Annotated in this window: 11 protein-coding genes; 10 read left to right on the top strand and 1 reads right to left on the bottom strand. The window is 36.2% G+C overall.

The window, feature by feature from the left end:
- Positions 1-18 precede the first annotated feature (18 nt).
- From OW492_RS02280 to OW492_RS02260, 5 genes are all read left to right on the top strand, one after another.
- Positions 19-318 carry a hypothetical protein gene (locus OW492_RS02280; RefSeq protein WP_290038142.1) on the top strand — a complete coding sequence of 100 codons (300 nt, stop codon included), beginning with the start codon at positions 19-21 and terminating at the stop codon, positions 316-318.
- A 42-nt stretch (positions 319-360) separates the two neighbouring features.
- Entirely contained in the window at positions 361-1,248 is an 888-nt protein-coding gene (locus OW492_RS02275) for a hypothetical protein (protein WP_290038141.1), read from the top strand.
- A gap of 266 nt (positions 1,249-1,514) precedes the next feature.
- Positions 1,515-2,525 (top strand): quinone-dependent dihydroorotate dehydrogenase, encoded by a 1,011-nt coding sequence (gene pyrD / locus OW492_RS02270; RefSeq protein ID WP_290038140.1) that lies wholly within the window; start codon positions 1,515-1,517, stop codon positions 2,523-2,525.
- A 26-nt stretch (positions 2,526-2,551) separates the two neighbouring features.
- The gene (locus OW492_RS02265) at positions 2,552-3,106 is read left to right on the top strand and encodes a cell division protein ZapC domain-containing protein (protein WP_290038139.1); all 555 of its coding nucleotides are present in this window, start codon (positions 2,552-2,554) and stop codon (positions 3,104-3,106) included.
- A gap of 276 nt (positions 3,107-3,382) precedes the next feature.
- The gene (locus OW492_RS02260) at positions 3,383-4,777 is read left to right on the top strand and encodes a sodium-dependent transporter (protein WP_290038138.1); all 1,395 of its coding nucleotides are present in this window, start codon (positions 3,383-3,385) and stop codon (positions 4,775-4,777) included.
- Positions 4,778-4,845: 68 nt separating this feature from the next.
- On the opposite strand, the gene OW492_RS02255 is transcribed toward OW492_RS02260, so the two are convergent.
- Entirely contained in the window at positions 4,846-5,127 is a 282-nt protein-coding gene (locus OW492_RS02255) for a peptidylprolyl isomerase (RefSeq protein ID WP_290038136.1), read from the bottom strand.
- A 165-nt stretch (positions 5,128-5,292) separates the two neighbouring features.
- Here OW492_RS02255 and htpX point away from each other — a divergent pair, with 165 nt between their 5' ends.
- The 5 genes from htpX (at position 5,293) to OW492_RS02230 (ending at position 14,915) form a co-directional block, all read left to right on the top strand.
- Complete coding sequence (gene htpX / locus OW492_RS02250) at positions 5,293-6,168, top strand: protease HtpX (protein WP_290038134.1); 876 nt, start codon at positions 5,293-5,295, stop codon at positions 6,166-6,168.
- Positions 6,169-6,302: 134 nt separating this feature from the next.
- Positions 6,303-7,271, top strand: a complete 969-nt coding sequence (locus OW492_RS02245; RefSeq protein WP_290038133.1) for an ABC transporter substrate-binding protein — start codon at positions 6,303-6,305, stop codon at positions 7,269-7,271.
- Positions 7,264-8,970, top strand: a complete 1,707-nt coding sequence (locus tag OW492_RS02240; RefSeq protein ID WP_290038131.1) for a PAS domain-containing protein — start codon at positions 7,264-7,266, stop codon at positions 8,968-8,970. Before OW492_RS02245 ends, OW492_RS02240 begins: the two co-directional genes overlap by 8 nt.
- Positions 8,971-9,270: 300 nt before the next feature.
- Positions 9,271-10,989 (top strand): autotransporter assembly complex family protein, encoded by a 1,719-nt coding sequence (locus tag OW492_RS02235; protein ID WP_290038130.1) that lies wholly within the window; start codon positions 9,271-9,273, stop codon positions 10,987-10,989.
- Entirely contained in the window at positions 10,986-14,915 is a 3,930-nt protein-coding gene (locus tag OW492_RS02230; protein WP_290038128.1) for a translocation/assembly module TamB domain-containing protein, read from the top strand. Before OW492_RS02235 ends, OW492_RS02230 begins: the two co-directional genes overlap by 4 nt.
- The last annotated feature ends 169 nt before the right edge of the window (positions 14,916-15,084 follow it).

Here is a 15,084-nt window from a genome sequence, read left to right as displayed (position 1 = left end):
TGTTAATGTGAGTGATAGATGGCTATATACAATAATCTTGCGACTAATAACATTCCTGCTAATACGGGGAATGTGTCGCAATTAAAAAAAAGTGATAAGCCATCACCTTCACAAGACATTGTACCTGTCAGTGCTAAAGAAAATACCTCATTTTCTTTAGCACTTTCTGAACAACAAGAGCAATCAATTAACGATACTATCGGCTATGACCAACCTTCAGCGAAAGAGCGTGATGCGCTTGATGCTTACCGCCAGGTTTCAACACAAGAAAAACGTGAGCGACTCATTGACAGTATGAGTTTTCATTTTGTTGTCTAGATAATTCCTTTCTTACTCCTTATTAACCAATTGATTAACTAAATGATTAAATATTTAGACTTATTGAACTTTCTCGATAGAGCTGCCTCTAATTTCAACTTATTAGTTAAATCAGGCTTTTTATCCGTGCGTATTTTGTTATTAATTTTGTCCCTTACGGCGCCACTTTTTATTTTCGTTCCAATGAAATTATTAGCGCAACAATATTCAATTACTCTTTCTAAATCGCAAATAGATAAGTTAGCGACCTTAATTTGGAAGAATGAAGGTGCTGGTAAAAAAGAGTACCTTACCGTATGGAATAGAAATGAAGCTTTTCCTTCTCTAGGAATAGGTCATTTCATTTGGTATCCAAGTGAAGAAAAAGGGCCTTATGTAGAGCAGTTTCCAGCCTTATTAAACTATTTAGTTGATAATAATATTGCCGTTCCTGATTGGTTATTAACAGCTAAAACTGCGCCATGGAAAAATAGGGCTGACTTTTATGAAAAATTTGATAATGAACAATTAACCGAATTAAGAGACTTAATGGAATCGACCCTATCCCTTCAAGCAACCTTTATTATAAAACGTCTTGAAAGGGGCGTTCCGGTTATCTTAGATTCAAGCACTGACACAGAAAAGCAAAAGATCAGTCAAATAGTAAATGAACTTAGTGCCACACCAGAAGGTACGTTTGCTTTATTAGATTATATTAATTTCAAAGGTGAAGGAGTGGCTGAAGATGAACGTTACCAAGGAGAAGGCTGGGGATTAAAACAAGTTTTACTGAACATGCCCGACCAACGTTCAGATTTGCTTCTTAACTTTGCCGTCTCCGCAGATCAGATGCTCACCAGAAGAGTCGATAATGCACCGCGTGATGAAAGTGCGTGGTTAAAAGGGTGGCGCGCCCGTATTTACCAATATCCAGCTTTAAGCATTAATTAACCTCTAACAACGTCTTCTTTTAGCAATAAACCTATTAAATAGGTTTATTTGCTTTTTTGATTTTTTTAAACCATTCAACTTATCTTTATTTAATCGTTTTCAATATGCACTATGGATTACTGTGACAGGTATTAATGCAGGAATATCACAAAGTTGTATGCTTAGCACATGGCTATTTGTTATTATGGCCCTACAATTTGCTAGTTTATACTAGACAACGAGTTAAGTGTTAATCATCAGTTACCTACTACTTATAAGGCCTTACTATGTTATATCGAATTATGCGCAGTTTTTTATTCAAAATGAATCCAGAAAAGGCGCACGATCTTTCAATCAAGCAGCTTAAATTAACTCACGGTACCGTATTAGATCTTTTCTACCGACAACGAGTTCAACAACGACCTGTAACAGTAATGGGACTTACCTTTCCAAACTCAGTTGGCTTAGCGGCTGGTTTAGATAAAAATGCAGAGTGTATCGATGCTTTCGGTGCAATGGGGTTTGGTCATGTTGAAGTAGGTACAGTGACTCCCGTTGGTCAACCAGGCAATCCTTCACCGCGTTTATTCCGAGTATTAGAAGGTGAAGGGATTATTAACCGCATGGGCTTTAATAATGATGGTGTTGATAATTTAATCGAGAATGTTAAAAACAGCGAATTCAAAGGTGTTATTGGGATTAATATTGGTAAAAATATCCATACACCTGTTGAACAAGGTAAAGAAGATTATTTAATATGCATGGAAAAGGTCTATCCACATGCAGGTTATATTGCTGTAAATATTTCTTCGCCTAATACGCCTGGATTAAGAAGTTTACAATACGGTGAAGCATTAGATGATCTGCTTATGTCGTTAAAAGAACGCCAACAAGCTCTAGCTAAGAAGCACGAAAAATATGTACCTATCGCGTTAAAAGTTGCTCCTGACCTAAATGATGAAGAGATTGAATCTATTGCACAATCTTTACTAAAATATAAAATTGATGGTTTAATCGCAACCAATACAACCCTTGATAGGGAGATGATTAAAGGTATGTCACATGCAGCAGAAGCAGGTGGCTTAAGTGGTCGTCCAGTACAACATAAAAGCACTGAAGTTATCGCCAAGTTTGCTGCACACCTTAAAGGTGAAATTCCAATTATTGGTGTAGGCGGTATTGATAGCGTAATGGCTGCAAAAGAAAAAATAAATGCTGGAGCAAGCTTAGTACAAGTTTATTCTGGTTTTATTTATCAAGGTCCTGGCTTGATCAAAAATATCGTTAATCATATTTAATACGTTAACATAAAGAGGTAAACAAGATGGATTTTATTCCAAAGGCAGAGTGGCAATGGGTATTTGATCAAGAGCAGGGTAAATTGTCTGTTGTTGATCGTGACCGCACTTTTCCAATTGTTTATCAATCGAATATGCTGCGTTTACAAGAAAGCCAAGTTATCTCTTTTACGGTTGAGGATGTGACGCGCTATATCGAGTTATTTGAAAGTGATTCTTTAAGTCATTTTGAAGAATCACTTCGTTGTAAAATTATCTTACATTTAATTGCGATAGATGTGTTCCACAAACCTATTATGCCTAAAAGCTGGTTGTTTCAAACATCTGAACAGGCCATCAACCATTACAATAATGGTGAGTTGGCGATGTTAACCACAACAGGCGAAATGGAATCAGCAAAATATATGGTATTAGAACAACAAGATAATTTCTGCTTATGCATGTTATTTGACCAATGCCACCACTTTTCTAATGGTAAAGAGTTCAAACAATTTCAAATCATTAAGGTCACTGTAGATAAGTTAACGCCTTGCCTTTCTTCTCAACCTCAAGAGTGGGTATCGTTTCAAAACGCTGGGTAATGTTTCTACATAGTTAGCTTATTGCTCAACGAAATAAATGCAGCGATGATATATCCTATTTTGGTTACTATAATTATTTTTTATAAAATCAAACTGATGGCTTACTCATTCTGCGTTTTATTCGCTCAATAAGTTGAAAATATCTTCCTTTCTCCACTTTTTTACTTTAACGCCAGAATTTTTATGCTTTATTACCTTTAGTTATCCATACTCTACTTGTAATTGTTATTCGATATGTCTATAAAGGCCACCTTTTTAATTACATATGGTTTTTTGATGACTACTGACTCAAATGTATCTAATCGATGGTCAAGTCGATACGCGTATATTCTTGCCGCTACAGGCGCAGCCGTTGGACTCGGTAATATTTGGAAGTTTCCATATATCATGGGAGAAAACGGTGGTGGTGCGTTTGTGCTGGTTTATCTACTTTGTATTCTGTTTATTGGTATACCTGTGATGATGGCTGAAGTGGTGATCGGGAAACGTGGTCGCTCTTCACCTGCTAATGCCGCAGCGCATTGTGCCATTGAATCACAAAGGTCTTCGTATTGGTCAATCATTGGTAGTATGGGCGTTGTTGCTGGTTTCTTGGTATTAAGTTTCTATGTCGTCATTGCAGGTTGGGCTGCTGCTTATGTTTATTTTGCAGCATCCGGTGAGTTAAGTGCTGCAGCGGCAAACCCAAGTACACATACTGACGCAATTCAACAACTATTTATTGGTTTGATTACTGATAGTCATCAATTACTGTTCTGGACTACCTTGATTGTGATTGGCGTGGTAATAGTTATTACTAGAGGTGTAAAAGCAGGTTTAGAGAAAGCGGTAAGCTATTTAATGCCTGCACTTTTATTCTTACTGGTTAGTATAATGATTTATTCATCGATAGTAGGAAACTTCAATGCAGCATTCTCCTTTATGTTTGATGTCGACTTTTCTAAACTAACCATTGAAGGTGTGTTAGTTGCTCTTGGACATGCATTTTTCACCTTGAGCTTGGCTTCTGGTATCATGATGGTATTCGGTGCTTATTTACCTCAGAACGTTTCAATTGCTAAATCCTCAGTGATGATTGCCATTGCAGATACTATTGTTGCACTCATTGCAGGTTTAGCCATTTATCCAATTGTATTTGCCAGTGGATTAGAGCCCACTGCTGGCCCTGGTTTATTATTCCAATCTTTATCAGTGGCTTTTGGTAACATGCCTTTTGGCGATCTGTTTGGCTCGCTATTTTTTATCATGATTGTGTTTGCAGCATTTACTTCAGCAATTGCAATGCTTGAACCCACTGCAGCTTATCTAGCAGAAAGGCAAGGACTTTCCCGTTTTAAAGCTGGTTGTGTTGCGGGTCTGTGTATTTGGTTGGTCTCGCTACTCACGATATTTTCTTTTTCAGGAGAAGACTGGACTAAAATATCTTTTGGTATGGGCAATAATCTATTTGAATTTTTAGATTATGTTACTGCTAACATCTTACTTCCTTTAGGCGGTTTATTTATTGCGTTGTTTGTCGGTTGGAAAATGAATAAAGAGATGGTTAAAGAAGAGCTCAATTTGAGTGGTGTTCAATTTACTATAGTCATTAATTTATTACGTTGGATCGCACCGGTTGCTATTTTATGTGTTTTTGTTAACTCTATTGGGTTACTTAATTTTGTTAACTAATACTTAGAATTTAATTTTATAAAAAAACCGCCAATGGCGGTTTTTTTATATTGCATATCCGATAAATATTAATCGTTACGTTTAGTTACTTCTAATAAGTGGTAACCAAATTGTGTTTTTACTGGACCTTGTACTTCACCAACTGGTGCACTAAAAACAACTTTATCGAACTCTGGTACCATCATTCCTGGACCAAATTCACCTAGATCACCACCTTGCGCACCAGATGGGCATGAAGAGTGTTGTTTTGCTGCTGAACCAAAATCAGTGCCTGCTTCAATCTCATTTTTTAATGCAATGCATTGTTCTTCTGAGCTTACTAAAATATGACGCGCTTGAGCTAAAGCCATGGTAATTCCTTAAGTATTAAAAAAGTGGGAAGGGATTGTAACGGCAGAATTTACAAGGTGCAAATTCCACTGACAAATCTGCGCATTTTTGATAAATATTTACTTGCATCTTTTTAATAAAGTCATATTATGTCGATAAATCGTTATTTATAAGTTGAGGTCAACATGAAACGTATTGCATTATTCCTATTAACTAACTTAGCCGTGGTATTAGTGCTAGGTATTGTATTAAGTATTGTTTTCTCTGTTACTGGATTAAACTCTAGAAGCATGGGCGGTTTATTAGTATTAGCGACAGTATTTGGTTTTGGTGGTTCTTTTATTTCACTTGCGATGTCAAAATGGATGGCGAAAAAAAGCACTGGTGCAGTAGTCATCACTAATCCAAGCAACGCGAGAGAGCGTTGGTTACTCGATACAGTTAAACAGCAAGCATCTAAAGCAGGCATTGCTATGCCAGAAGTTGCTATTTATCCTGCACCAGATATGAATGCATTTGCAACAGGAATGAAGAAAAATAGTGCATTAGTAGCAGTGAGTACTGGGTTGCTTGAGCAAATGACTCAAGATGAAGCTGAAGCGGTATTGGCACATGAAATTAGTCATGTTGCCAACGGCGATATGGTGACACTTGCATTAATTCAAGGTGTAGTAAATACCTTCGTTATCTTCCTAGCTCGTGTAATTGGTGGGTTTATCGATAACGCGATGCGTAGTAATGACGATGAAAGTTCTGGTCACGGTTTCTCTTACTTTATTATTGTATTCATCTTAGAGATGGTGTTCGGTATTTTAGCAAGTACCATTGTCATGTATTACTCTCGTAAACGTGAATTTAGTGCTGATTCAGGATCTGCTGCTTTGGTAGGTAAAGAAAAAATGATCGCGGCGTTAAAACGATTACAACTTAATTCAGAGCCTAAATTAGAAGGCAGTTTAATGGCCTTTGGTATTTCAGGTAAGAAGAAAAGTAGTTTATTTATGTCACATCCGCCTTTGGAAGATCGCATAAAAGCGTTGCAAAACAGTCAAATGATGTAATTATTCTCCATAACACGGTTTAACTCTCAATAATTTATTAAAATAGCGTGTAAATCTTTACACGCTATTTTTTATGCGCATTACTATGTAAAATCATCCTTCCTCTATTAAACATCTTTATTACTAATGGTTTTATGAACTTTATTACTTATAGATTAATCTCGACTTTTATTTTGTTTTTTACCTTGGTAAGTTGTGCTCCATATCAAAAGCCATTAACAGTGGGCGCAGCCCCTTGGCCAAATTTTGAATTTGCCTTTTTGGCAGATGAATTAGGGTACTTGGATGAGCGACAATATTCATTATTAGAATTAACTTCTTCTACTAGTGTGATTCAAGCATTTCAGACAGGAAAGTTAGACTTGGCTTTTTTATCTTTAGATGAAGTTTTAACTTTGGTTGCACTCGGTATCGATTTAAAAATAATATCAGTGATTGATCGTTCTAAAGGTGGCGATGCGATGATGGCCAAACCCGATATTAAATCATTAAACGATTTAAAATGGCATTCTATTGGTTATGAAAATAAAGCGGCTGGGGCATTGTTGCTTGATGAAGTGTTTACGTTGACAGACCTTAATAATCAAACTGTTCAACTCTATGAAGTTAAACAAAATGAAGTAAAAGATGCCTATTTACTCAGTAATATTGATGCACTCATCGTGCGAGAGCCAGTGAAGCAACAATTGATTAGTTTAGGAGCACATGAGCTGATTAATTCAAATCAATTATCTTTGCCAATAGTTAATGTACTGGTTGCACGTGGTGATCTATTTAATGAAAAAGAGCTACAAATTTCAGAATTCTTAAGGCAGTTTTATCGTGCACATCTGTTTTATCAAAAACATACAGCAGAAGCACTAACGTCTATGTCAGTTCGCTTACAGTTGTATCCTTATATTCTTAAAAATGCGTTGGCTAACACCCAATTTATTGATGCTAAACAAGCCTTATTCCGTTTATCAGGTTCCCCTTCAAGTATTGAATTACAAGCACAACAACTGAGCGATCTCATGATTGAAAAACGTATGCTTGGTAGTTTTAAAACAGATATCTCTAGCCTTATTTCAACACGTATTTTAGAGAGAGCGATTTATGAATAAATTACGTTCCCTTTCTTTGATTATTCTATTGCCAGCACTGTTAATTGTTATCTTTATTGTGCTACAGGGCAGTGTGTTGTTTATGGAGTATCGTCAACAACAAGCCAACCTTTATATAAAGTCAGAACAGGATTTAAAAGGCCTTGCCGGTCAGTTACAAACCTCGTTATCTAACTCATTAATGCGATTAGAAAAGTCTCAGGCACAAGATTTTGTTTCCACAGCAGCACTGAATGAAAACGTTAAAACCGTTGCTGTTGTTGATAACAATCAACAAGTAGTTTTGAGTAATCGTTTCCGTGAAAAATACATGTTTGCAAAGCTGCAACTGCAAGAATATCAAGGTGAGTTATTAGATCGGGTTATTAATAAAAATGAAATTATAGTTAAACTATTCAAAGAAAATGAAGAGTTAGTAGTATACGCACCACTACAGATGATATCCAAAGGTAATAGTTTAAACCGTAAATTTAATGGTGTGATATTTATTCGTTATTCTCTTAAAAGTGCATTCAGTGCCTTAGCATATGAGAGTATTTTAAGGTTAATTAAATTTACCTTGGTATTATTGGCGACCCTATGTTTATTTGTCTATCTCATTAATATTTTAGTGGTTACTCCATTAAAGCGTTTTATCGCTTCGGTTAATTCCATCGATATTAACAATCCAGGTAGTATCGATGTTTCCGGCTTAGGTGAAGTTGGCTTATTGCAACGTGCTTTTATACGGCTAGTGGCAGATGTTTCTAGTAATACTCACCGTTTAGAAGTTCGCGAACAACGTTGGGCGAATGCCTTAAATGGTGCAAGAGACGGCGTATGGGATTGGGATGTCGATAGTGGTGAAGTTTACTTTTCAAAACGTTGGAAGGAGATGCTTGGATTTCATAAAGAAAATATTTCTAATGATATTACAGAGTGGGAACATCGCGTTCATCCCGATGATTTATATAAAGTTTTTGAAGATTTATCTGCACACTTTTCAGGTTCTCATTCTTTCTTCGAAAATATCCATCGAATGAAATGTTACAATGGCGAATACCGTTGGATCCTAAGTCGTGGACAAACTGTATCATGGGATACTCAAGGTAACCCTAAACGTGTAATTGGTACGCATATAGATCTTTCTTTATACAAAGATATGTTAGCGGATATTAAAGTCGAGAGTGAAATCATTGAACAAAAATCTGACTTGCCTGATCGTGAGCAATTGTTGTTACATATTGAGGTAGAAAATAAACGTTTATACCAACAAGGACAGCAAGGGGTGTTAATTGCATTCAATTGTGACCGCTTTAAACATATTGCTCAACTGTCTGATTCAAATAAAATTAATGAACTTCTTTACCTTGTTGCACGTAGATTAGAAAAACATAAGCTAGATGGAAACTTTGTTGCTCATATTCAAGAATTTCAATTTGCCATCTTTTATGAAGATATTGCCACTGAATATGAAAAAGCGGCTGATGTTGCTTTAGCATTAACCAAGCAATTAGAGTTTGCTTTACAGATACCTTTTAAAGTATTGGATGAGCAATTTATTGTTAATTGTGCTTTTGGATTAACGTTACTCCCAAGTAAAGATCTTGAAGCCAGAACTATACTGCATCAAGCTGTTAGAGCATTAAAGTTAGTAGAACAGGGAAAGGACAATAACATTCAGTTTTATGATAAGTCGTTATCAAAACTAGTTGATTGATCTTACGCCAAAGAAATTGTCATTAAGATATAGTTTCTGTCAAACTGCATTATAGATTTTGCAATAGTAAAAACTTTATGGATTGCTATTAGTCATAAGAAAACCAATAACACTAATAAAAATGTTCTAACTTACTTGTTGTAATGACTTACTAATTTTGTTGATAGTGAATGTAAAGCTGCACAGCTTACTCTTATTAACTTTATCCAGTAAGTTATTTTACAGTGCAACTTTTAGTTCATCTATTTTATGTTATGGATATATTCTAGCCACTCTGTCGACATGAAAATTAGAGAGTTAATGAAAAAATTACACAGACTATGCTTTTATAGCTTATTAATGTCTTCCTCTTTAGCTGCTAACGCAGCAGTTAATTATGATATTAAAGGAAGTGACGACGAACAAGCCACCGCAAACATAAAAGTCTATTTAAGCGGTATTTCTGCACCTGAAAGTATTGATAATGTAAGTTATTTGAGTGAAGTCATAGAGACCGCTAAAGAGAGTGTTACTGCTCTAGGTTATTATCAGTCACAATTTACAACCAGCATTAATGAAGATGGCGATAACCAGACGGTGACACTTAAAGTAGATTTAGGCGATCGAATTAAGATCACTGAAGTTGATCTACGTATTACCGGCGAAGCACTTCAAGATAAGAACTTCCAACAGTTTATGTTAAATTTCCCACTCAAAGAGGGGAGTTATTTAAATCACAGTGAATATGCCGCTGCTAAAAGTCGTTTTAATAGTTTAGCCCAACGTTATGGTTATTTTGATGCTGAATTTAGTAAATCTTCCGTAGAGGTGACACAAAAAAATAACACCGCAATCGTTCATCTATGGTTTGATAGTGGTATTCGCTATCAATTTGGTGAATTAATCTTTGACCTTGATACACCTGCAGAAAAATATATCCGTTCTTTAGTTAACTTTAATGTTAATGACCCTTTTGACACTAATATTCTGAACAGCTATAACCAAGAACTGAACCAAACCGGTTACTTTAAAAGTATTTCTATTTTACCTAATATGGAGAAGAAGCAAGGTAGAAGTATTCCATTACATGTTATTACCTATATGAACCCAGAAGATTCGTTTACTGCAGGTTTAGGCTTTAGTACTGATGAAGGGATAAGGGGCACATTTGGATGGAAACGGCCTTGGATTAATCAATATGGACACTCGATTGAAGCCAGCTTAACAGCATCAGAGCCAAAACAAGAAGCTTCTATCGTTTATAAAATGCCCATTGACGACCCGCTTTACAATTATTATTCCATTCAAAGTGGCTATAAAATGCTTGACCAAAATGACACTGATACTAAACAGTATGTAGTCAGCTTTAATCGCCATTGGCGATTAGATAATGACTGGTTACGTACTATTTATATTCGATACGATAATGAATCTGGTATACAAGGTCAGCAAGACTTTTCTACTGCTTTAGTACTACCTGGTATTAGCTTTAGCAAAACCAGGAGTCGTGGTGGAATTAATATCGATTGGGGTGATAAAAAATTGGTGTTCTTTGAATTTGCCGAAGATAGCCTGTTGTCTACAGATGATGTGGTTAAGGTTTATGGGCAAACTAAGTTTATTAGAACCTATTCTGGACATCAATTGGTTGCTTCGGCGGAGGTCGGAGCTATTCTTTCTGAGTCTATTTATGACGTTCCTTCATCTATGCGTTTTTTCACTGGGGGAGACCAAAGTATTCGTGGTTATGATTATGAAGAAATTGCACCAGAAGACTCCGATGGATATTTAATTGGTGGTTCTTATTTAGCAACAGCTAGTTTGGAATATCGTTTCCCTTTAACAGATAGTTGGAAATTTGCTGTTTTCTCTGATATCGGTACTGCAACAGATGATTTTTCAGAAGAACTTTCTAAAAGTGTAGGTGCTGGGGTTGTGTGGGCCTCGCCTGTTGGCCCAATTCGTTTATATGTTGCAGCTCCGCTAACCGATACTGGTGATTCCTATAAAATTCATTTCATGATTGGGCCTGAGTTATGAGTATTCTTTCTTCCTCTTTTAAAATATTTAAATATCTGTTTTTTATTACCTTTGTATTGATTGTTTTAGTTATTTGGTTATTGAATACACATTCAGGTAATAGTTTAATTATCAACATTGCACAAAAAGTTGAGCCTCGTTTACAAGTAATACTCAGTGAAGGCAGCCTATTATACTCACCAACCTATGAATTAATTCGTTGGCAAGATGAACAAACGCTAATTGAATTAAACGATGTGAGTTATCAATTTGATTGGCAATGTATTATTGAAGAATTTTGTATAGATTCACTTAAAGTAGGTAGTGCAACAGTTAATATACCAGAATCGACTGATCCTGCTGTTGAAGAAGAAGCATCGGAGCCTTTAGTCGTTGAGTTTCCTATTCCCGTACATATTCGTGGCTTAGATATTAACAACACCTTGGTTAGTGTGGCTGGCCTTAAGATAGAATTATCTAAATTACTCTTAGCCGTTGACGGTGAAAATAGCGATGTAACTATTGATACCATTATTGACGGTTTAACGGTTACTTTAGCTGATAGCGAAGAAGAACCGACGAAGGCTAACAGTGGCACCAATGAACCACTGGTTATTCCTGACACAATACCTGCTATTTTAAAAGAGGGCGACCTTCCCGAAATTGTTTTACCCGTTAATTTATTAGTTAAGAAACTAGATGTTAATCGATTTACTCTGATTCAAAACCAGCAAAATCTGGCAAAGATTAACAGCCTGCAAAGTCAATTTGATTATATTGGATCAGCGATTTCAGTGCATAAGTTTGCATTAGACATACCAGAAGCCAATTTAGATTTAAAGGGTAATATTGACATCAGCAAACGCTATCCAATGGACTTGCAAGCTGCCATTGAAGTTAAGGAAGTGCAGCAATTAGATCCCGTTACCTTATTAAAGGGGCAGCAAGTCACTTTAACTTCAAAAGGGGACTTGAGCGATTTAGCAACTCAGATTAATTTAAGCAACTTAATTAACGCTACTATCGATAATCAAGTAGATTTGTATAGCCCTGATTTACCACACCAACTTGAAGTGCAATGGGATAAATTAGCTTGGCCATTAACCGGAGAACCTCAAATTACCACAAATAATGGGCATATCTCCAGTCAAGGTAACTTAAATAATTACACTATCGATATTGCTGCCGATTATGCGATACCTGATTTACCCGAAGGTGATTTATCGCTAAAGGGCCAAGGGAGTCTTAGTGGTTTAACATTATCTCAACTATTGGTTGAAACTTTGCAAGGACAAGTCTTGTTAGCAGGCAAGTTAAATTGGAAAGAGCAAATAACTTGGTTAGGAGATCTTAACCTCAAAGGCCTCGATTTTAAAGAGTTAAGTAAAGATTACCCAGCTACGTTGAACGGTCATATTAAGCAATCTGTTAAGGTGTCTCTTGAAGATCCTACGCAATGGGTATTTGATTTTCCTATTATCGACTTAGCAGGAGAGTTTTTAGAACGACCATTAACTATTAATGGGGCTGCAAATGGGTCAGCATCTAATGGTATAAATGTTAACAATTTAAACATCATTAATGGAGATAATCGAATTTCAGCAAATGGTAAAGTTGCTGAAGTCAATGATTTAGCATTGACCTTAGATGTACAAGATTTAAGTAAAATATTGGTCGATAGCGCAGGTAAGATTCAAGGCCAAGTTAATTTAGCAGGTAGTTTCGATAATATTAAAGTCAATACCAACCTTACCGCTAAAAATCTAAGCTATTTAAAAGACAGTGTGGGAAATCTTACTGTACAAGGTGATGCAACCATTGCCGAATTGCCTTTTGCAAACTTAAAGGTAAGTGCTAATAATATTGTTGCTAGTGAGCAAAAAATTCAATCTGTTAATGTCTCTATCAGCCCTGAAAATGTGTCTAACAAAGCAGTCACACATAGTATAAATGTTGACCTTGAAAGCAGTATGGCGAACAGTGATTTAACACTGGCATTTACGCAACGCATTAATGATTGGCAAGCACAACTAAAAGAAGCAGTAATCGATAGCGAGCAGGGTAAATTAATACTTGAGTCTCCATTTATTGTGACAATAGAGCAACAAACAGTGAACGTGACAGAGCATTGTTGGTTAGCTAGTGATAAGGCAGAGTCGAAAAATGGTCAACTTTGTGTTAACAAACTAAGTGCCGGTGAAGACGGTGATATTGATATCAGTATTAATGAGTTCTTAATGGCTAGCATTAATCCATTCATACCAGATACTTTGACGCTTGAAGGTTCGTTAGACGCAGATGTTAATTTATCTTGGGTTAATAATGAGAAGCCAAATATTGATCTATCGGTCGATGGCAACAAAATAGCACTAAATATTCAAGATACAGAGGTACAGCAACAACCAATAAATTACCCTGTAGAGCAGTTACATATTGAAGTTAAAGCAGATCAAAAAAATGCTGATTTTTCTGTTCAAGCTATCTCTGACGGTTTAATTAATGCAAATATATCTGGTCAAGTGAGCCCTTATGACAGTTCACCTTCCATCGATGCTAAATTGAATCTACAAGTACCAAATTTTAATGCATTTTCGATATTGATTCCGCAAGTTGAACAACTATCGGGACATCTTGAGTCAGATATTAATGTAACTGGTACATTAGATAAGCCCGTTTTAGAAGGGCAGATATTAATTGCAGATACCGCCATGAAGGCACCGTCTTCACCAGTACAAGTATCTGACCTAAATACACAAATTAAAATTGAACAAAATAAGGCTGATATCGCTGGATTCTTTTTCACTAATAACCAAAAGACACCTAAGAAAAAATCTAATAGTTTCGTGGATACTTTAGTAGCCATTAAAGATACAGCCATCAAAAACACCATTAGCATTCCGCAACGTATTGCTAATATCCAAAACGATGACAAAAAAGAACAATCAAACGGTCGCGTAGATATTTCAGGAGTATTAGATTGGGCAGATGAGTTTAAAGCTGATGTACATCTAGAAGCTGACCAAATGTTGATCCAAGATTATTCTCAAATTGAGTTGTATATTAGTCCTAATATTGACCTGATTTACGATAAAAGTATCAGCGTAGACGGTGTCATTAACATCGACAAAGGTAAGATAACGGTAAAAGAATTACCTGAAGGTGCAGTAAGTACTTCTAGTGATGTGATTGTTGTTGATGCAGAAGAAACAACCGATAGTGCTGATCTACCTATGAAACTTAATGTAAAAGTATCAATGGGGGATAAGTTACGTATTCAAGCACTAGGTTTAGACTCATTGATTAAAGGTGATTTACTAGTTCGTAAGGAACTAACCAAAGAGTTGACGGTAAATGGTGAATTAACTTTCTCGGAAGGGAGTTATCGTGCTTTTTCACAGGAGCTAGTTTTACAGAACAGTCGTGTTGTATTTCAGGGGCTAGCGGATGCACCCTATTTAAATATCGAAGCCATTCGAGATCCTTCAGATATCGAAGATAATGTCACAGCCGGCGTGCGTGTAACAGGTACTCCCGACGGAATTCAGTTAACGATTTTCTCTGATCCATCGATGTCGCAACAGAATGCACTCTCGTATATTACTCGTGGTTACTCCATTGAAAGTGCTTCGGGTGATGATAGTACCAGTCAACTAGCTGCGATATTAATTGACTTAGGCGCGGGACAAACAGACGGTGTGATGAATAATATTGGTGAAAGCGTCGGGATCAAAGATCTGTCTCTTGCATCCAGCGGCCAAGGTAGTGAACAATCAGTTGGTTTGAAAGGTACTATTGCACCTGGTGTGGAAGTAAGTTACGGCGTAGGCGTTTTTGACTCTTTTACTATATTTGCTATTCGTTATGAGTTATTCAAACAGTTCTATATTGAAGCATCAAGCGGGCTATCGCAAGCCGTAGATGCTTACTATGAATGGGATTGGGACTAATCGAATAGTCCTTTTTGATTAAAAAATCACTAGCAAGATATTGTTTTCTTGCTAGTGAATAATCATTCAACTTATAACTACAACATGAATCAAACTCGCTACTACACAAAGTACTTACCTAGTAATTTTATTTCTTAGTTAATATTTAATTACATTAAATATTCTATAT

Source organism: Psychromonas sp. 14N.309.X.WAT.B.A12, from assembly GCF_030397575.1.
Taxonomy (GTDB): Bacteria; Pseudomonadota; Gammaproteobacteria; order Enterobacterales; family Psychromonadaceae; genus Psychromonas.
The sequence above is the reverse complement of the archived record's forward strand: the minus strand, read 5'-3'. Positions and strand labels throughout refer to the sequence as shown.